This is a genomic window from Mariprofundus sp. NF, from assembly GCF_013387455.1.
GTDB lineage: Bacteria > Pseudomonadota > Zetaproteobacteria > Mariprofundales > Mariprofundaceae > Mariprofundus.
In genome coordinates this window covers 28,640-47,653 of record NZ_VWNC01000010.1, presented here as the reverse complement: position 1 = coordinate 47,653, position 19,014 = coordinate 28,640, and the positions used below count along the sequence as shown (strand labels likewise).

The following is a 19,014-nucleotide window of genomic DNA, read 5'->3' as shown; positions in this document are numbered from 1 at the left end:
GAATGGCGATTTACTTCTCCACTCCGGCGCATTTTTGAATTGGAATTTCGGGGAATGGAACCACCATGCCCCTCATCCCACTCCCAAAAAATGCACACGAAGTGCAATTGCAACTCATCCACTCAGACTTTTTCAAGTGGCTCTGGTGTTAACGGATAGCAAATATATAGTGTCTGCTCTCTGTATACTGGCTGGAGGGTGAGATGAAAATCCTGATTATCGGTGCATCACGTGGTATCGGCCTGGAGCTGGTCAAGCAGGCGATTGATGCAGGGCATAAGGTTACAGCACTTGTTCGTGATAAAAGCGTGTTCGAGGGGCATGCGCACAAGAATTTCAAGGTGCGTGTGGGCGATATCATGATCAGGAAGATCGTTGAGGGGGCATGCGTGGGGCAGGATGCAGTCTGTATCACGGTTGGTATGGTGCCATCCAGTAAGCCGGTCAATCTCTTCTCCGATGGAACCAGAAACGCTCTTGGTGGCATGGAGCAAGCTGGTGTCAAACGACTATTGGCCGTTACAGGTATCGGAGCGGGGGATAGTGAAGGTCACGGCGGTTTCTTTTACGACAAAGTGACCAGGCCGGTGCTGCTCAGACATGTGTACGACGACAAGAACCGTCAGGAAGAGTTGATTAGAGCCAGTGGTTGTGACTGGACTATTGTGCGGCCAGCGCTACTGACGCGAACAGAGTTTACAGGCAAATACCGGGTTTTAACTGACCTGACAGGCATTAAAACGGGGAAAATATCCCGTGCTGATGTTGCCCACTTTATGTTGCAAGAACTTGAACATCCGGCATACATCCACCAGACACCGCTGCTGACCTACTGAAGAGCTTCTCTTAGAAGCTCGGAACGCCCTGACAGATCAGAGGGTTGTGAATCAGTCCTCTTTTTCTCCTCTAACAATATCAGGATTGGCGGCACGGAAACCGAAAAAGAGGCCGATCAGACCCAATAGGATGGAGACACCCCACTGCATGTTAGGGCCGACCTCGGCTCTATATTCGAACATCAGAAGGATGGTAAACAGGCAGATGCCGAAAATAATGATATCCATGACACGGGTATTGGTTTTCATCTGCAACTCTCCACAAAAAAAGGTCTATGCGCGCCATATTAGCGGCCTGAAGTGTGAATGAACACCCGGCTATGATCAGGCCTGCTTTGGCCGCTGAAGTGTGCTATAAATCGCAACTGTTATAACTGCTTTTGAGAATTAAGGTTTTATTCATCTCGCATGCTTATTATGCTGCGTCCGCGCGTCGTAATATAACGCCCAAATATGGAGATATGTTTGTCCGAAAATATTCGCGAGATACCTTACAACTATACATCGTATTCTGATCGGGAAATTGTCATCCGCTTTTTGGGTGAGGATGCCTGGGATGATATGAATGTATTGCGCACCCAGCGCCGTACCGGCCGTTCAGCGCGCATGCTGTTTGAGATTCTTGGTGACCTCTGGGTGGTCGAGCGCAACGTATTTCTGCGCAATGATCTGCTGAATAATCAGAAGCGGCGCCAGCAGATGCACAGGCGCCATTTTGATCGTCTGGCTCGTATCACAGAGGGTGCATCGGATAATCCGCGCGCACAGAAGATGGCTGCCTGCACAGGGCGCATGCTGGAAGATTTTTACGCATGGTTTGATCAGGAGCCGGCTAAACGTAAAAAAGCACGCCGTGCTTTTGCGAAATTCACCCACGCCAACAATGTCCATTTTGATGCTTATACGCTGAGTCACCATGCCACCGATGCCACTGACTGGCGTCACCATGCACCGTTTTGTGTACTTACCCCAGATTCAGCTGAAGAGATTGCCGGTCTGGTGCGTGCGACTGCCAAGCTTGATCTGGTCGTGATTCCGCGCGGTGGCGGAACAGGTCTGTGTGGTGGTTCTGTGCCGCTCTCCAATAATGCTGTGATTATCAATGTTGAGAAACTGGATCAGATCGGTCCGATTGTGACTCAGGATGTCGGCAGCAAAGGTGAGGTGGCAACGATCTCTGCAGGAGCCGGTGCGGTAACCGGCAAGGTGATGGAAGCGAGTCGTCCGCATGTCTTTGCCACCGATCCAACCAGCCTCTGGGCCTGTACCATTGGTGGCAATGTCGCCTCCAATGCTGGTGGTAAACATGCAGTGATCTGGGGTACCTGCGTTGATAACCTGCTCTCCTGGAGGATGGTGACACCTGATGGCAACTGGCTGCTGGTGGAGCGCATCAACCATAATATGGGCAAGGTACATGATGAGGATGAGTGCAGTTTCAGGCTGACCCGATCCGATGCCAAGACCGGTGCGCAACTCTCTGAAGAGATATTGACCATCAAAGGCTCGGTCTTCCGTAAACCGGGGTTGGGCAAGGATGTGACGCGTAAAGCGATGGGCGGACTGCCCGGTGTGCAGAAAGAGGGTACCGATGGCTTTATCGTCGAAGCTACCTTTGTACTGCACCGCTCCTTTGATGTTACCCGCACCGTATGCTGTGAGTTTTTCGGCCAGGAGCTGAGTGAAGCGACCAAAGCGATGGTGAAGATCAAACACCACGTTGATGCACTGGAAGGTGCGCATCTGGAGGGGTTGGAACACTTTGACGAGAAGTATGTCAAAGCGATTGAATATATCTCCAAAGCCACACGTCGTCAGGCGCCACGTGTGGTGCTGTTGATTGATGTCTCCGGTGATGATGAACATGCCGTTGCCAGAGCCTGTGCTGATATCTGCCGTATCACCTCCAACGGTAATGGTGAAGGCTTTGTTGCAACCACTGAGGCAGATCGCAAACGTTTCTGGGGTGATCGAGGCCGCATGGCCGCCATTGCCAAACATACCCGCGCCTTCAAGATGAATGAGGATGTGGTGATTCCGCTGGATCGCCTCTCCGAATATAACGACTACGTGGAGCATCTGAATATTGAGAACTCCATTCTCAATAAGAAAGATGCCATTGAGGCAATTTCAGCCTATCTCACCGATGCGCGTTCGCGTATCACTGGTAACCGCCTGGAGACCAGTGATCTCGATCTTGATGATGATCCCTATCTGACCGAAAAACTCGATCAATGTATCACGCTGATTGCCGAGACCAGAGAGAACTGGTGCCGACTGCTGAAAGGCATGGATGAGCCCGCCTGGGAAGTCGCCCACCTGCTTGAGTGTATCAAATACAAACGCTCTGAAGCGCTGTTCCGTGTCATTCAGCGCTCTGCTTTGCGCGTATCCTATCGCGAAGCGGTGCAGAAGCCGCTACACGATATGCTGCGCGGTCACGATTCACTGATTGATGGCGTTAACAGAGCGCACAGAAAAGCGCTCTCCAGCCGCATTGTGGTTGCTACCCATATGCATGCCGGAGATGGCAATGTGCATACCAATATTCCGGTTAACTCCAACGATTATGGTATGATGAAAAAGGCCCACCGCGTGGTTGAGAAGGTGATGGCCAAAGCGGTGGAACTTGGTGGTGTGATCTCCGGTGAGCACGGTATCGGTATTACCAAGCTGGAGTACATGGACAAAACCTTGCTGGCCGAGACAGCCGAGTATCTCAAACGCGTTGATCCGAATCATCTCTTTAACCGTGGCAAGCTGATGCCCGATACCGATCTGCAGCTCAGTTATACACCGAGTTTTAATCTGCTGGAGATGGAGTCGATGATTCTCGAGGCGGCCGATCTCACCGATCTCTCCGAAGCGATCTCGCCGTGCCTGCGTTGTGGTAAGTGTAAGCCGGTATGTAACACCCATTTCCCGCGCGCCAATATGCTCTATAGCCCGCGCAACAAGATTCAGGCGAGTGGTGCGATGATTGAGGCGTTTCTCTATGAGTCACAGACCGGCTCAGGCATCTCTTTTGAGCAGTTTGAGGGGATGCAGGATGTCGCAGATCACTGCACGATCTGTCACAAATGCGAAAGCCCATGCCCGGTAAATATCGATTTCGGTGATGTCACTGAACGCATGCGGGCACTGCTGAAAGATAAGGGGCAGGCCAGATTCAATATTGGCTCCAAATTCTCACTGATGTTCCTGACACTACAGAATCCCAATGCCGTTCGCCTGATGCGTGAGGTTGTTATTCGCTGGGGTTATGCGGGTCACCGTATGCTCAATCGCCTGGGTAAAATGGCCGGTCTGGTAAAAAATGAGCCGGCTGCCAGCCGTAATCTGGAAGGCATTCAGGCGCAGGTGATCAATTTCATTGAGCGACCACTGCCAGCCCTGCAGGCCGGTACGGCTCGTCAGAAGCTGGGTATTGAATCCAGTGATAAAAATATGATTCCGATCCTGCGGGATCCTAAAAAATCCAATGGACGGGCGGTCTTCTATTTTCCGGGCTGTGGATCTGAGCGACTCTTCTCTGAAGTAGGGCTGGCCACGCAGGCGATGCTCTATGATCTCGGTGTCAATGTGGTATTGCCACCCTCCTATCTCTGCTGCGGCTACCCCTCTACAGCAGGTGGCGATCATGAGCGCGGTGATCAGATCACCTATGATAACCGGGTACTGTTCCACCGCATGAAGAAGGTACTCTCCTACCTCGATTTTGAGGCGGTGATTGTCTCCTGCGGCACCTGTTATGATCAGCTGACCAAGTATGAGCTGGGGCAGGTGTTCCCGGATACGCCGCTGATCGATATTCATGAGTACCTGATGGAGCAGGGCGTGAAAACCGAACGCGTTTCAGGTGTGGAGTATATGTACCACGTACCGTGTCACTCGCCGCTAAAACGTCATGGCACCAAAGCGGCGATTGAATCGCTGCTGGGTCAGGATGCGGTAAAATCAGAAGAGTGTTGTGGCGAAGCCGGCACCATGGCTGTCGCACATCCTCAGATCGCCGGCAAAATCCGTACACGTAAAGAGGAGCAGATGCAGCTTGCCAAGGCACAGTTGCCCGGCGAAAACCCGCAGAAGATTCTCACATCCTGTCCTTCATGTTTTCAGGGGCTCTCCCGCCTGGAAGATCAGAGTGGTGTGAAGGCTGATTACATCGTCATTGAACTGGTCAGACACCTGCATGGTGACGATTGGCAGAAGCAGTTTATTCAGAAGGTCAAAAATGGCGGCATCGAACGGGTGCTGATGTAGGTATGTCATTGACCAGGCTGCTACTGATTATCTCTCTGTTTGCTCTGGTTGGCTGTGCCAGTGGGCCACCCAAAAACGTCAATGATGTCTGTTCAATTTTCAAAGAGAAAGATGACTGGTATGAGCATGCCAACGACTCCTTTGAGAAGTGGGGCGTGCCTGTGCATGTGCAGATGGCCATTATGTGGCAGGAGTCCCGTTTTCAGGCTGAGGCCAAAACCCCGCGTGACTGGATACTTGGTTTTATCCCCTATGGCCGGGTCTCTTCTGCGTATGGTTATGCACAGGTGAAAGATGGTACCTGGGACTGGTATATCGACCAGACTGGTAACTGGGGTGCGGATCGTGATGATTTTGAGGATGCCACCGACTTCATCGGCTGGTATGGCACCTACTCACAGAAAACCCTCGGCATCTCCAAATGGGATGCCTACAACCAGTATCTCGCCTATCACGAAGGCCATGGCGGCTGGAAGCGGAAAACCTATAACAAAAAACCGTGGCTGATTAAGGTCTCTAAAAAGGTCAAACGCAAGGCTGCGATATATGATAAACAACTAAGACGCTGCAAGGATGACCTTGATGATGGTAGCTGGTTCTGGTGAACCCCGCCCCCTGAATCCGAGGGGCTGATGCTTGCTTTTTAATGTAATAATCGTTTAGATAAACCACTGAAACAGAACAGACAGGTTGATGAGGAGCCCATGAAGGATTCCGCTGTAGAGAGAGAACAGGATGCCATCTCATCCGGCCTGCTCAAAGCTGAGCAGACCGCGCTTGCTTATGGTTCTATCTCTATTTCATTGGCCGCCAATCTGGTTAACAGCACGATCCTTGCTGTACTGCTCTGGCCTGTTGCAGATCATACAACGATTACCTGCTGGTGGCTGTTTTCCACGGCCATCTCCCTGTTACGTGGCTTTCACGCCTGGCAGTACAGAAAGGCCTGCCCATCCGTAGATGAAGCTGAAGTCTGGCTAAACCGCTTCCGCCTTGGCATGTATCTGGCAGCTTTGAGCTGGGGAGTAGCGACAGCACTGCTTTTTGTTAGTGATTCGGTTGCTTATCAGTCATTGCTGGCCTTCTTCGTTGCGGGTATGACTGCCGGTGCAATCACAACACTCTCCCAGTTATGGCGTACGTTGCTGGCCTATCTCTATCTGCCCATTGTGCCTCTGATTATTAATTTATCGATGGAGGCGACAACGATCTCCTGGACGATGGCGGTGATCATTGCACTCTACCTGCTGATGATGACCGGGGTTGCCCGTCGTGCCCATGATACAACGCTGCAAAATATTCGTCTGCGTATCGATAGTGGCCTGCATGAACAGGCGCTGGAGAAGTCTGAACGTAAATTCAGACTGCTCTATGAATCAGTAGCTGATGCGATCTTTATTCTGGATCTGAAGGGTAATTTTATTGATGTGAACAGATCAGCTTATGAGCGCCTTGGCTACAGCAAGGAAGAGCTGCTTGCCAAGCATATATCTGATCTGGATACCCCCCGTTATGCAGTACGGGTACCTGAACGCATGGCGCTGCTGATGAGTCAGGGTAGTGCCACCTTTGAAGCTGAACATCTTCACAAAAATGGTGACGTGATGCCTGTTGAGGTGAGTGCCCGCCTTGTGGATATCCATGAAGAGAGGGCGATTTTCAGTGTGGTTCGCGATCTTTCTGAGCGCAACCAGACAAAAAAAGAGCTGATGCAGAGTGAGGAGCGTTTTCGTGACATCTCCATGAGCATGGCCGACTGGATCTGGGAGGTCGATGCAGAGGGGCGTTACACCTTTGTATCAGGCAAGGTGAAAGAGTTGCTGGGTTATGAACCTGAAGAGGTGCTGGGAAAAACTCCCTTTGAACTGATGAGCGAAGAGGAGGCGGCCAGGGTTGCTTCAAGCTTCCAGACTATTATCGCCAACCGTGCCCCTATCATCAATCTGGAAAACTGGAATCGAACCAAGGATGGCAGGGATATCTGCATGTTGACCAATGGTGTGCCCATTTTAGATGAGCGTGGCGCATTGACCGGTTATCGCGGTGTGGATCAGGATATTACAGAACGGCGCAGGTCTGAGGATCAGCTGCGTAAACTCTCTCGTGCTATCGAATATGCCGGTGAATCGATTCTTATTACAGATCTGAATGGGGTGATCGAATATGCGAATCCGGCATTCAGCCAGATGACCGGTTATTCGGTAGATGAGGCGATTGGTGAGAAACCCTCCATGCTGAAAAGCGGTGAGCAGGATGATGCATTTTATCAGACCTTGTGGGGTACCATTACCAGTGGCCGGGCATGGCAGGGTTCACTGGTGGACAGGCGTAAGGATGGCAGCTTTTACAGTACCATGATGACGGTTGCGCCGATTATGGATGAGGCGGGTGAGATTACCCATTTTGTGGCGATGCAGAGGGATGTCTCAGAATATGAGGAACTGGAGGCGAGGTTCCAGCAGGCACAGAAGATGGAGGCGATCGGTACGCTGGTTGGTGGCATCGCCCACGATTTCAATAATATGTTGGCAGCCCTGCTGGGTAACCTCTATCTGGCCAAAAATGCTGCTAAAGATGATCCGGATATGATTGCCCGACTTAATCGTGTTGAGTCAGTCAGTCAGCGCGCAGCTGAGATGATTGCCCAGCTGTTAACCTTTGCCCGTAAAGGCAAGGTGAAGATGGTTCCGTTGCCACTGGCCCCGTTTCTGGAGGAGATGTTCAAGCTGGCAAGGCCATCCATTCCTGAAAATATCGATATGCAGTTGGATATCGCTGATCATGAACTGCTGGCTCTTGGTGATGAAACCCAGTTGCAGCAGGTGCTGCTTAATCTGATAACCAACGCCTCGCATGCTCTGGAAGGCTGTGCTAAACCAAATATCACATTCGGTGTTAAGGCCTACCATCCGGATACGCGTTTTACACAGGTGCATGCAGATGTTGATGCAGAGCAGATGGCACTTCTCTATGTGACAGATAATGGTTGCGGCATCTCTGAAGCGAACCTTGATAAGGTGTTTGAACCATTCTTTACCACCAAAGAGGCGGGCAAAGGTTCAGGACTGGGGCTATCCATGGTGCATGGGGCGATTAAAAGCCATGGCGGCGCAATAGAGGTCGAGAGTGCCAGATATTCCGGTACAACTGTAAAAATCTATATCCCCCTTCAACAGCCAGATGAGGCGAAGCCAGTAGCAGATATGGCATTGATGGAGCCGGAGAAGCAGGGGGCAGGGGAAGGCATTCTTCTGGTTGATGATGAGGCACTGGTACGCGAGGTGAATGCCGAGGTGCTGCAGGAGATGGGCTATCGTCTGTTTACTGCTGAAGATGGTATAGATGCGCAACAGGTCTATGCCGCGCACAGATCTGAAATCGGACTGGCTGTTCTTGATCTGGTGATGCCGAGGATGGGTGGCATGGAGCTGCTGCAGTGGCTGCGTGAGCAGGATAGTGAGCTGCCGGTAATCCTGATGACCGGTTATGATCGCGAGCAGGTGCTGCCAGCAAAATCGACACCTCAGAAGTGTATTGTTTTAAATAAACCTGTCGATATCACCAAAATGAGTCGTGCCGTACACGCCATGCTTGAGGGGGAGTGACGGCTGATTGCCAAACACTTTTCAGGATGGATCTGTTTGCTCCTCTTTAAGGTTCGCCTTTCTGGAAATTTCTGCGGTTGTATCTAACCATTTCAGGGCCTGCTCACGGTTTAGATGCAGATCGAGATAACCTCTCTTCTCCAGTGATGGGAACTCATAACTGCGAGTGAAAAAGTTATCTGTTGAGGTGACAAAACGGACCGGTTCAACAGCAAACTCTAACCAGTGGCCACCGGGAACCGGTTGCAGCGGATTGGATCGGATCACCTCTTCTGCCGCGTCAATATCTTTGCGGCCCCAGAACTCGATTTGGCAATCCAGCCCGGCCTGACTGATTATCAGGGTGAACTCCAGAGACTGCTCACTGCCCCGGCTGAAGTTCCAGCCTCTCTGAAGTGCTTCGCTGCGTAGTTGGAGAAGAGATATTTTGGGAGTCGTGTCGATCGGGTTCTTCTCTTCCACCACTTTGCGGCGTCCAAGCATGGTCATCACAACCAGGGTGGTGAGGATAAATACAGTCAGCCCGATGATTACTACAGTCGATTTTGAAGCATGTTCCATATCGGCAACCATGGCAGCGATGAAGGTGATCAGCGTGATGCCCACCCAACTGATAAGTGAAACCGATGAGTCGATGGTCGAAATCGCTTTCCATCCACTGGAAAGCGTACTGCTGCGCTGTTTAGCCATAGCCCTGATACTTCTCCTGCTCTGCTGTCTGCTTAAAAGGGGGTTACTGATCTTCCATTCAGTTTAGTAAGTATAGCGTGTTCTTCATAAATTGCATTGCCTGGTCCCTCAACTTTGGGATAAGCATTTGATGCAGTTAAAATTAGCGGCTGAAAACTTTTTTCAGGATGTCGGTGGTGCGCTTGGCAGGATTGCTGCGAATTGCAGCCTCCTCTTCGGCCATGTAGAGGAAGATGCCCTGTAGGCCCAAATCAAGCACATGCTGGGTGAGATTGGCTTTAACATCCGGCACGAATGGCAGTGAACTGTATTGGCCCATCACGGAGTCATAGGCCTGTACTGCACCAGCCTCTTTCAACGATTTCTCTACAACCGGACGCATCTCTGCGGAGAGTGGTTTGCTCATCTTGCCTTTGAAGTACTGGGTGGCTGCATCATTGGGGCCGTTGAGGATATTCTTGGCATCGGAGATGGTCATCGCTTTGATCGAATCACCGAAGATGCGTTTGGCTTTGGGGGTGGCCACCTCTGCAGCCCGATTCAGTTTCAGCTCCAGATCATCCATCATATAACCCATGCCGACTGCGGAGAGGGCGGATTTCACGGTTTGCATACTTTCAGGTAGTGGAATATGGATTTTCGGATCACTGTTGAAGCCATCGTTTTTGCTCAGCTGTCCTACTACCTGTTCAGAGCCGACACGCAGCGCATCTTTAAGGCCTGCAACCATATCACTGTTGGTCAGCGCAGTTGCGGCAGTGGATGTTGTGCTGCTGTCTTGCGTGGTTTTATTGTAGGTGTCTACGGCTCCACCAAGCTGATCCATCCATCCGGCAGTTGCCGGGGTGGCGATAAGCAGGGTTGCGGCTAACAGGCCGGGTTGAACGAAACGAAATGGGGACATAAAAGCTCCTTGATGAAGGTTAGAGGATAGCGGCTGAGTTTGGCTCTAGCCACAGCCATAACAGCAGGGCCAGAAGAAGCAGCCAGCAGATGATCACCGCAATGGCTGCTCTGCGGTTTTTCGGTAGCTGCATCGGATGGCGAAGTGCCTCCTCTCTACAGAGCTGCCAGATGGGATCGGGAATCAGGTGAATAGCTAACCAGATACCTGCCGGAACCAGTAGCAGATCATCAAGATAACCGATGACGGGGATAAAATCGGGAATCAGGTCGATCGGGCTTAAGGCGTAGGCAACGACGACGATAGCAATGGCTGTGGCCAGCCACGGTGTTTGGGGATGCCTGCTGCACAGGTAGAGGGCCTGCAGATTGGTTTTCAAGGTAGCTGCCCACTGCCGTAGTCGTTTCGTTATGGTGAGTTTCTCCTGCATAAACCCGAGTGTCATTTATGGGCTGATAATCAGCAAGGCAAAGTAGGGAGCGATGGCAAAAACCCAAATGCAGATTTTATAGAAGGCCATGCCGCCGTAGTGAACGGCATCAAACGTCTCATCTGAGAGTTTGAACCAGCGGCTGTGCATGCGATAGATCAGATCGCGGGCAAAGATAAAGAAGAGGAGCCACCAGAGCAGTAGCCCGATATGGATGATGGCAGACCAGAAAAGCAGATCGCGAAGTATGGCAATAGTCATGGCAGACCTCCGTTGTGAACACGCTTCATTATTATTATAGTCTATGATTCTATGATTATTCATATTTTGCCCGCAGCAAATGATCAGATGGGTCTGCCAGCGTGACCGTGTTATCACTCTATCCGACGGCTGAGGAGGAGAGACCGCTGCAAGGGCTCTATCTCGGACTGAACCTGCACAGGCAGGCAGCCGATGGCGATCTTCTGATCTACTCCAACTATATCGCCAGTGTTGATGGGCGTATCTCGCTCACCACTGAGCACTCATCAGAGACACAGGTGCCTGCGGATATCATCAATCGTCGCGATTGGCGGCTCTATCAGGAGCTGGCAGCCCAGGCTGATGTGATGATCACCTCAGCCCGCTATTTCAGGCAGCTCGCCAAAGGTGAAGCTCAGGATCTTCTGCCTGTGGGGCAGGAGGATGAATATGCTGATCTTCTCGACTGGCGTGAGTCCGAGGGACTGAAAGCTCAGCCTGATGTTCTTATACTATCCAATAGTCTGGATATCCCAGAAAGCGCCTTGAAACTGTTGCAGGGGCGGCGTGTTTTGATCTGTACCGGTAAACATGCTGAGCCTGAAAAGATTGCTGCACTTCAAGCTGCCGGAGCTGAACTGTTTGAGATGGATACCCCTGATGTTTCCGGTGCTGCAGTGAAAGATCTATTGATTGCGCAGGGCTATCGCACTGCTTATATGATTGCCGGACCGCAGGTGCATAGGACCCTGATAGCTGATCGGGTGCTTGATCGACTGTTTCTCACAACCCGATTAAGGTTGATTGGTGGCACCGGTTTTGACACCATTGTTAGCGGTGAGATTGGAGGGGTGGCTGATCTGCAATTGCTCTCTCTCTATCTGGATCGGAATGACTCAACTTCACAGCTTTTTGCACAATATGCGTTGCAACAGCAGTGATCGAGGTACATATTACTCAAATCGTGCCATGGATGGCGCTTTCAGGTTGCACATTGCGATGCGCCTGAACGGGGGAATTGATGCTGCAGCGGATGGGCTTTAGTGGTTTAGGGATTCTTGTGGCGGTGCTGTTCTGGCCCGCTGAAGCGCTGTTGCATGTCTTTATTTTCGGTGATGAAAGCTTCCTTGCTAATCTCTTTAGTGCTGATGCCGATGAACTCTGGATGCGGGTTTTGATCTCTGCGACGCTGGTCGGTTTCGGTTTTTATGCCCAGCGTGACTTTGGTCGTCAGCAGACACTACAGGCACAGCTGGAGAAGAAGGGTGAGCGGCTGCAGGCAATCATCGATCACACCTACGATGCTTATGTCAGTGCCGATGCCGATGGTAATATCATTGAGTGGAACAGAAGTGCAGAGATTCTCTTTGGCTGGCCACGCCATAAGATCATCGGGCAATCACTTGAGATGATTGTTCCTGAACGGCTGCGCGAAGATCATCGGCGCGGTTTTCAGCACTATAAAGAGACCAATATCGGGCCGTGGCTGTACAAGCCGATGCGAACCCAGGGATTGCATCGTGACGGTTTTGAGTTCTCTATTGAGATGGTTGTTACACCACTCACCACAGAGGGTGCGATGGAGTTCTTCTCATTTATTCGCGAACAGACTGACTGATCTCTCGATACCTATTCCAACAATAAAGGAGTTTGCTGATGTGTGACCTCTACGGCATCCCCAATTGCGACACCATGAAAAAGGCGCGCAACTGGCTTGATACACATGCTGTTGATTACACCTTTCACAACTATAAAAAAGAGGGTGTGAATGAAGAGCTTCTCTCGCAGTGGGCAGACCAGGTTGGCTGGGAGCTGCTGCTGAACAGGCGCGGCCTGACCTGGCGGAAACTCAGTGACCAGCAGAAAGAGGGGATAGAGAGAGATCGTGCCATACAATTGATGTGTGACTACCCATCGATGATTAAACGCCCTGTTCTGATAGACGGGGATCGCATTGAAGTGGGTTTTTCCGAAGCCGCTTATTGCCAACTGTTCGGACGCTGATGAGCCAGCATATTAAGGTTACTGTTCCGGGGCCTGTCGGTGGACTGCAGGGGCTCTACCATCCCGGAGAAGAGGAGAGTCCAGCCGTGGTGGTCTGTCACCCGCATCCGCAGTTTGGCGGCACCATGCGCAACAAGGTGGTCTACTGGATGAGCCGCGCGTTTGAGCAGCAGGGTTGTTCTCTGCTGCGTTTTAATTTCCGTGGTGTGGGAGAGTCTGAAGGAGTCTGGGATGAGGGCAGAGGTGAGAGTGATGATGCCCGCGCTGCCTTGGAGTGGATGAGCCAGATGCACCCCTATGCGCCGCTCTGGATGGCCGGTTTCTCTTTTGGCTGTTATGCCGGATTGCAGGCGGCCCGAACTGATAGCCGTGTTTCACATATGTTTGCCGTAGCGCCAGCCGTAAACCTCTGGCCCTTTGCATTCATGCGTGGCGAGACAAGACCGATTACTGTGGTATCCGGCACCGATGATGAGATTGTGCCCTTTGCCCGGGTGCGGGCCAGTGTCAAAGATAAGGCGCATATCCAATTCCATGCCATTGAGGGCGCGGGACACTTTTTCCCCGATCATATGCCGCAGATGAGTGATGCCTTGCTGGAGGGTCTGTTTGAGAAGCGTTCGGATGACGTGGCGTCTGCAGAGTAGCGCAGCTCTGTTTCAGTCTCACTGCTCTATTTCAGTCTCACTGCTCTATTCATGAGAAGCTTCTAACTACCGCGGTTCTTTTTCACCATCTCGATAATCTGTTGATCCAGTTCGTCAGGATTAAACGGTTTGCTGATCAGCAGTGTCTGCGCCATTTTTCGGGTATCTTCAATCACCAGTGAGCGGTCGTAACCGGTGGCAAAGATGATCGGAACAGTAGGTGCGAGCATGCGCATCTTGCGTGCTGCCTCCAGCCCGTTCATGCGTGGCATCACCATATCGGTGATGACAATATCCCACTGTTCCGGATTGGATTCGAAACGTTCACATGCCTCAATACCATCGCGAGCCAGTGTGACATGGTGGCCCATGCACTCCAGTAGCTCTTTGGTCGGTTCCAGTACATTGGGGTCATCATCGACCAGCAGTATCGTGGCGTTGACTGTATTCTCTACAGCAATAGCAGCGGTTATGGGTTTAGCCACCTTCAGGGGCAGGAAAAGATGAAAGGTGCTGCCTGCTCCGGGACTACTCTGCACATCGATGATGGCGTGGTGACTGCGGATACAACCCATCACGATGGCCAGCCCCAGACCACTGCCAAGCTGTTTGGTGGTAAAGAAGGGATCGAAGATCTTCTCCAGATTTTCACTGCTGATGCCACGGCCGTTATCTCTGATCTGGATATGGGCAAAGTTGCCATGTCGCAGCACCGGATATTTAACAATGTGCGCCATATCTTTAGCAGGATCCATAGGGTAAAGCGTAAGCTCAATCAAGCCCTCATGGTTGTCGCCGCATGCCTCTACAGCATTCTGAATCATATTCAGCAGTGATTGTTGCAACTGATTGGCATCACCTCTGAAGGTGTATTCGTCTGGGGAAAAATCCAGCCGCAGTTGAATCGATTCGGGCACGGTATGTTGTGCCAGTTTATGGAACTCTTTGATAAACGCGCTGAGCGGGAACTCTCTTGCTGTATGGTCACCCTGTCGGGCAAAGGTTAACAGCTGCTTGACGATCTCAGAGGCCTCCTGAGCGATCTTTTGCACCTTCTTCATACGAGCCAGTGTCTTGGGCATCTCCTTGACCTCACGGCTGGCCAGATAGGTCTGTCCGATCAGGCCGGCGAGAAGATTGTTGAAATCGTGCGCAATGCCGCCAACCAGGGTGACCAGTGCCTCCTGTTTTTGTGAGCGACGCAAACGATCATCCAGAGCAATCTGCTGGCTGATATCCTCCTGAATGATAACCACATGGGTGGTCGTGCCGCGCTCATCATGGATAGGGGCGATGCTGACCGAAGCGGTGAATAGCGTACCGTCACTGGTACTGATCTTCTGTCGTCCCTGCCAGGTTTTTCCTTCACTGAAAACCTGGTTCAGATGTGTTTCAAAATCGTTTTCGGCTTGGCTGAACAGCTGTGCCAGTGTGGCCTCTGAGAGATCACTATCCTGCCATCCCGTCTGCGTGAAGAAGGCTCTGTTTACATAATCGATCTTGCCATCAATCGTGGCAATAATGATCGCTTCGGCAGCCTGATCGATGGCGCTGGTTAAGCGGGTTTTCTGATCCAGTTCAGACTGAAGGCTGGCTGCCATCTCTCTGTAGTCTCGGATCATCTTACGCTGTTCACTCTGATCCTCGATGGTGAACAGGGCCAGTTGATGCTCTTCCAATAGTGAGACAGTTACTTTCTGATTGCGAAACTCGCCATTGCTGAGAGGGCAGGGGATAATCTGTTGATCATCGGCTGGAAACACGATTGTGCTGTTGCCTTCAAATACCCGGTCTAATTCTGTTTTGAACACTGGATTATTCAGGTGTGGGAAGAGTTCGAAAATAATTTTTCCGGTCATCTCCGCCCTGTTTTTTTTGTGCCATGTTTCCATGACACTGTTCCAGAGCATGATGCTACCCTCTCTATCGATAGCCAGAATACCACTGGAGATGCGGTCGAGAAGAGGGAAGTTGGAGGCGTGAATCATTGAAAATAGATCGCAGCAGGTGGTTGCGGAGTTGGACTTCGCATGCCGTTGCTGCCGGTGATCTGTTTCAAAGGGGTCAATAGACCCTCCTCTATTAAGCCGCTGTATAAGCGATAAGCAAGAACAGCGCCGCTTTTACTTCACAATCTTGATCAGGCTACCTGTTGCAGGCCTCTCTTTAATATCCATGCCATTGAGTGCGGCCAGTCTGTCAGCCGTAAAGCGACCGAGAATGTTGTTACTTCTGGCAGCAAGGGCTTGCCATGAGTCACTACCTCTCCACTGATGCATTGTGATGCGGGGAATATCTCCATCACGCTTTTTGTCATAAGGGCGAAACGATTTGGCAACCGTGGCAAAATCGGCCGCGTGTTTATCGAACGCATCCCTGTGGCACCACATGGTCAGTATATAGGCTTTGCTACCCTGCAGAAACACATGCGCATCGATCATGGCAAAGCTGACCTTGGGTGCTGATTGCTTGATCCTGGCATGGGCATAATCCATGCCAGCCTGTTTGCCCGTGGTGATCTGCAGGTTGCGCTTTTTCGGAAATGACTTTTGTAACACCTCTTCCACACTGTAGCGCTTTTGAAGCTCAATAAGCTGAAGCTGGAAATAGACCTCCTGCTTACGCACCCGTGCCTGTAGCGCCTGCGGTGAGTTGTTGATCACCCACTCCTCAGTGAATTCAAGCTGAAAGCCGAGTTCGGGATGCAGGAAACGACGGCCGACAACCGCCCCCTGTTCGGCACTGTCGCCGTAGGCATAACCGTTGATCGCAGCAAGCAGGGCATCGCGATTGGTCAGCCCGCTTCTTGCCTGACCGGCAGAGGCTTCGGCCACACGCTTTTCAATACGTTTTCGTGTTTCAGGGTGGCTGGAGAAGGCACCGTGATACTTCTCCACCTTCTCACCGGCATCGGTCTTCTCGCGGGTGTCGATCTCATCGAGCCGTTTGAGTGTTTTAAGGATGCCGATGGTGGCATTGGGATCATAACCGGCCTGGGCCAGATAGCGGATAGAGAGATCATCAGACTGAAATTCGGCATCGCGCCCGTAACCCTGAATAATCGACAGGGCCAACATGTCGGTAAATACCGTTGCCCCCTGTGGAATAGGGACAAATACAGAGGTGACCATCAGTGCAGTCTGATAAGCCCGAACTTTGGATATCTGCTGCACTGAATGCCTGGCTGTGACATGGCCGACCTCATGGCCGAGTACAGCAGCAAGTTCGGCTTCGTTGCTCATATGGTTGATCAGGCCACGATGGATAAAGATATAACCACCGGGCAGGGCAAAGGCGTTGATGGTTGCATCATCAACCACATAAAAGCGGTAGAAGAGATCCTGACGATCCGCAGTGGCGGCAACCTTCTGACCGACACGGTTCACATATTGCGCCAGTGGATCGTTGTCAGGCAGCAGAATGATGCTCTTGCTTATCTCATGAAAGGCCTGCTTGCCGATCTTCAGCTCCTCGGTCTCACTCATCATGACAAAGTCCTGACTGCCGGTGGCCGGGTTTTTGGCGCAGGCAGAGAGAAGTACAAACAGCATCAGAAGAAGAGTTATACGGTGTTTCACGAACGACCTCCGAATTGAGTCAGCCCCGAGATATGGGCTGAAAGCGAATTATTCCAGATCATAGGGTGAGTGCAAAGCGAGAAACAGGCCACCACCGGTTGATGTGCGGATGCGACCGCGCACAATCACCTGCTGCCCATCTTTAGGCATGTGTGAGGGAGCAAACCACTGCCTGGAGCTACGTGGAATAGTGATGGTTAATTTTCCAAGCTGGAATCGGAATGGGCCACTTGCCTTTATACGACCTCGCAGCAGACGGAACTGGCCGATCAGGCGGGCAGTCACATCCCGAGCCTCAAGCACTTTAAACTGCTCTGATTTCCAGATGCCGAGCATATCCCTGCGTGCAACAGCCTCTTCGTTTAACAGCTGCTGTGCCCACCTGAAATTCGGGGCAAAGGTGTAGACAAGGGCCAGGCCGTTGCGTACCAGCAGTGCGTTGATCCAGCTACCATCCCTTAGATAAACCTGTGCAAGTGTGCGTCCATAATTGTCTTTTTTGTCGCGATCCAGTTGTAGACGCACGGTTTTACCACTGATCAGCTGCTCTAACTGTCGCTTGGCATCCATGCCGTAAGGTTGAGCAGGCTGGCGATCATGGGCGATCTCAGGCGTGTTGATACCAAGCAGGCGCACCTTTTCACCGGCTCGTGTGCGGAATGTGTCGCCATCAATCACTCTGCCTACCTCTACCCAGCGGGATTGACCGATAACAGAGAGAGAGCCGGCATCTGCACTGCCTGCTACGCATAGCAGCAGGGCGATCAGCAGCAGGTTAAGTTTTGTTCGTAACAAGGCTTCCCACGAGCTCTGCATAGGAGCCCAGGTCGTGGCGATTGAGATAGTCGGAGAGTTCATCAAGCAGCTTTCCACACATCAGTGGATCATAGAAGAGGCCCGTACCGATACCGATGGCATCGGCACCAACGACAGCGAATTCAACGGCGTCTTTGGCGTTGGTGATGCCACCCTGACCGAGAATCGGGATGTTATGTTTGGCAGCGATAGCCCGTGTCTGATGGATTTTCCACAGCGCGACCGGTTTGATGCATGGGCCGGAGAGGCCACCGGAGATGTTGTCGATAATTGGTTTTCTGCTTTCGATATCAACGGCCATACCCACCAGTGTATTGATCACAGAGAGGCCATCACTACCCGCCTCAATCACCAGACGTGCAGTTTCAGCAATATCGGCACTGTTGGGCGAGAGCTTGGTGATCAGCGGTTTGCTGGTGTGGGGGCGCATCGCTTCAACAACGCGGGCTGCCATGCGTGGATCGTTACCGAAATGGACACCCCCCTCTTTGACATTGGGGCAGGAGATATTGATCTCAATGGCGGTGACCGGTGAATCATCGAAGATGCGGGCCACCTCGGCGTACTCTTCGGGTGAGGTGCCGTTGGCATTGGCCCAGAACTGGGTCTCATCATGCGGAAGATCGGGCAGAATATTTTCCACCACATAACGCGCACCGGGATTCTGCAGGCCGATGGCATTGAGCATGCCGGACGGTGTTTCATAAACGCGGTGCGGTGCATTGCCCATGCGCGGCTCAAGTGTGGTGCCTTTGAGGATAACCGCGCCGATGTTGCGGTTATCCCACCCCTCAACACGGGTGTACTCCTCGCCAAAACCGACACAGCCGGATAGCAGGACAAGTGGGGTTTGCAGTGTGAGACCGGCAAATGAAACGGAAAGATCAGGTGAGTTTGTCATCAGGCAATGATAACCGGATCACCCGTTTGAGCCTACACCGTTTTTAAACTTGGCCGGTTTGTGATACTTCCCATAGAATTATCATAGACAGGTGGCGAAG

The 19,014-nt window shown here is 51.7% G+C and carries 17 protein-coding genes; 8 read left to right on the top strand and 9 right to left on the bottom strand.

The window, feature by feature from the left end:
* Positions 1 to 203 precede the first annotated feature (203 nt).
* Entirely contained in the window at positions 204 to 836 is a 633-nt protein-coding gene (locus F3F96_RS11770) for an NAD(P)-dependent oxidoreductase (protein ID WP_176963477.1), read from the top strand.
* Positions 837 to 887: 51 nt separating this feature from the next.
* Here F3F96_RS11770 and F3F96_RS11765 read toward each other — a convergent pair whose 3' ends face one another.
* Positions 888 to 1,085: a hypothetical protein gene (locus tag F3F96_RS11765; RefSeq protein WP_176963476.1), complete on the bottom strand. Its 198-nt coding sequence runs from the start codon at positions 1,083 to 1,085 to the stop codon at positions 888 to 890.
* A 216-nt stretch (positions 1,086 to 1,301) separates the two neighbouring features.
* Here F3F96_RS11765 and F3F96_RS11760 point away from each other — a divergent pair, with 216 nt between their 5' ends.
* The 3 genes from F3F96_RS11760 to F3F96_RS11750 all read left to right on the top strand — a co-directional run bounded on the left by F3F96_RS11760 (position 1,302) and on the right by F3F96_RS11750 (position 8,704).
* Positions 1,302 to 5,099 (top strand): FAD/FMN-binding oxidoreductase, encoded by a 3,798-nt coding sequence (locus tag F3F96_RS11760; RefSeq protein WP_176963475.1) that lies wholly within the window; start codon positions 1,302 to 1,304, stop codon positions 5,097 to 5,099.
* Between the two features lie 2 nt (positions 5,100 to 5,101).
* Positions 5,102 to 5,704 carry a transglycosylase SLT domain-containing protein gene (locus tag F3F96_RS11755; protein ID WP_176963474.1) on the top strand — a complete coding sequence of 201 codons (603 nt, stop codon included), beginning with the start codon at positions 5,102 to 5,104 and terminating at the stop codon, positions 5,702 to 5,704.
* A 99-nt stretch (positions 5,705 to 5,803) separates the two neighbouring features.
* Positions 5,804 to 8,704, top strand: a complete 2,901-nt coding sequence (locus F3F96_RS11750) for a PAS domain S-box protein (RefSeq protein WP_176963473.1) — start codon at positions 5,804 to 5,806, stop codon at positions 8,702 to 8,704.
* A gap of 21 nt (positions 8,705 to 8,725) precedes the next feature.
* On the opposite strand, the gene F3F96_RS11745 is transcribed toward F3F96_RS11750, so the two are convergent.
* From F3F96_RS11745 to F3F96_RS11730, 4 genes are all read right to left on the bottom strand, one after another.
* The gene (locus F3F96_RS11745; RefSeq protein ID WP_176963472.1) at positions 8,726 to 9,394 is read right to left on the bottom strand and encodes a hypothetical protein; all 669 of its coding nucleotides are present in this window, start codon (positions 9,392 to 9,394) and stop codon (positions 8,726 to 8,728) included.
* Positions 9,395 to 9,536: 142 nt separating this feature from the next.
* On the bottom strand, positions 9,537 to 10,298 hold the full coding sequence (locus tag F3F96_RS11740) for a DUF4197 domain-containing protein (protein ID WP_176963471.1): 762 nt from the start codon (positions 10,296 to 10,298) through the stop codon (positions 9,537 to 9,539).
* 19 nt (positions 10,299 to 10,317) lie between these two features.
* Entirely contained in the window at positions 10,318 to 10,743 is a 426-nt protein-coding gene (locus F3F96_RS11735) for a YkvA family protein (protein ID WP_241697815.1), read from the bottom strand.
* Complete coding sequence (locus F3F96_RS11730) at positions 10,744 to 10,989, bottom strand: DUF6868 family protein (RefSeq protein ID WP_176963470.1); 246 nt, start codon at positions 10,987 to 10,989, stop codon at positions 10,744 to 10,746.
* A gap of 101 nt (positions 10,990 to 11,090) precedes the next feature.
* Between F3F96_RS11730 and F3F96_RS11725 the strand changes: the two genes are divergently transcribed.
* From F3F96_RS11725 to F3F96_RS11710, 4 genes are all read left to right on the top strand, one after another.
* Positions 11,091 to 11,909: a dihydrofolate reductase family protein gene (locus F3F96_RS11725; RefSeq protein WP_176963469.1), complete on the top strand. Its 819-nt coding sequence runs from the start codon at positions 11,091 to 11,093 to the stop codon at positions 11,907 to 11,909.
* 80 nt (positions 11,910 to 11,989) lie between these two features.
* A complete protein-coding gene (locus F3F96_RS11720; RefSeq protein ID WP_176963468.1) occupies positions 11,990 to 12,586 on the top strand; it encodes a PAS domain S-box protein in 597 nt (198 codons plus the stop codon).
* Positions 12,587 to 12,624: 38 nt separating this feature from the next.
* Positions 12,625 to 12,972: an ArsC family reductase gene (locus F3F96_RS11715; protein ID WP_176963467.1), complete on the top strand. Its 348-nt coding sequence runs from the start codon at positions 12,625 to 12,627 to the stop codon at positions 12,970 to 12,972.
* On the top strand, positions 12,972 to 13,619 hold the full coding sequence (locus F3F96_RS11710) for an alpha/beta hydrolase (protein WP_176963466.1): 648 nt from the start codon (positions 12,972 to 12,974) through the stop codon (positions 13,617 to 13,619). Before F3F96_RS11715 ends, F3F96_RS11710 begins: the two co-directional genes overlap by 1 nt.
* Positions 13,620 to 13,681: 62 nt before the next feature.
* Here F3F96_RS11710 and F3F96_RS11705 read toward each other — a convergent pair whose 3' ends face one another.
* From F3F96_RS11705 to F3F96_RS11690, 4 genes are all read right to left on the bottom strand, one after another.
* Positions 13,682 to 15,607 (bottom strand): PAS domain-containing sensor histidine kinase, encoded by a 1,926-nt coding sequence (locus F3F96_RS11705; protein ID WP_176963465.1) that lies wholly within the window; start codon positions 15,605 to 15,607, stop codon positions 13,682 to 13,684.
* A gap of 135 nt (positions 15,608 to 15,742) precedes the next feature.
* Positions 15,743 to 17,197 carry a M48 family metalloprotease gene (locus F3F96_RS11700; protein WP_370465547.1) on the bottom strand — a complete coding sequence of 485 codons (1,455 nt, stop codon included), beginning with the start codon at positions 17,195 to 17,197 and terminating at the stop codon, positions 15,743 to 15,745.
* Between the two features lie 48 nt (positions 17,198 to 17,245).
* Entirely contained in the window at positions 17,246 to 17,992 is a 747-nt protein-coding gene (locus tag F3F96_RS11695; RefSeq protein WP_241697814.1) for a thermonuclease family protein, read from the bottom strand.
* Positions 17,973 to 18,914, bottom strand: a complete 942-nt coding sequence (locus F3F96_RS11690; RefSeq protein WP_176963463.1) for a dihydroorotate dehydrogenase — start codon at positions 18,912 to 18,914, stop codon at positions 17,973 to 17,975. Before F3F96_RS11690 ends, F3F96_RS11695 begins: the two co-directional genes overlap by 20 nt.
* Between the last annotated feature and the right edge of the window lie 100 nt (positions 18,915 to 19,014).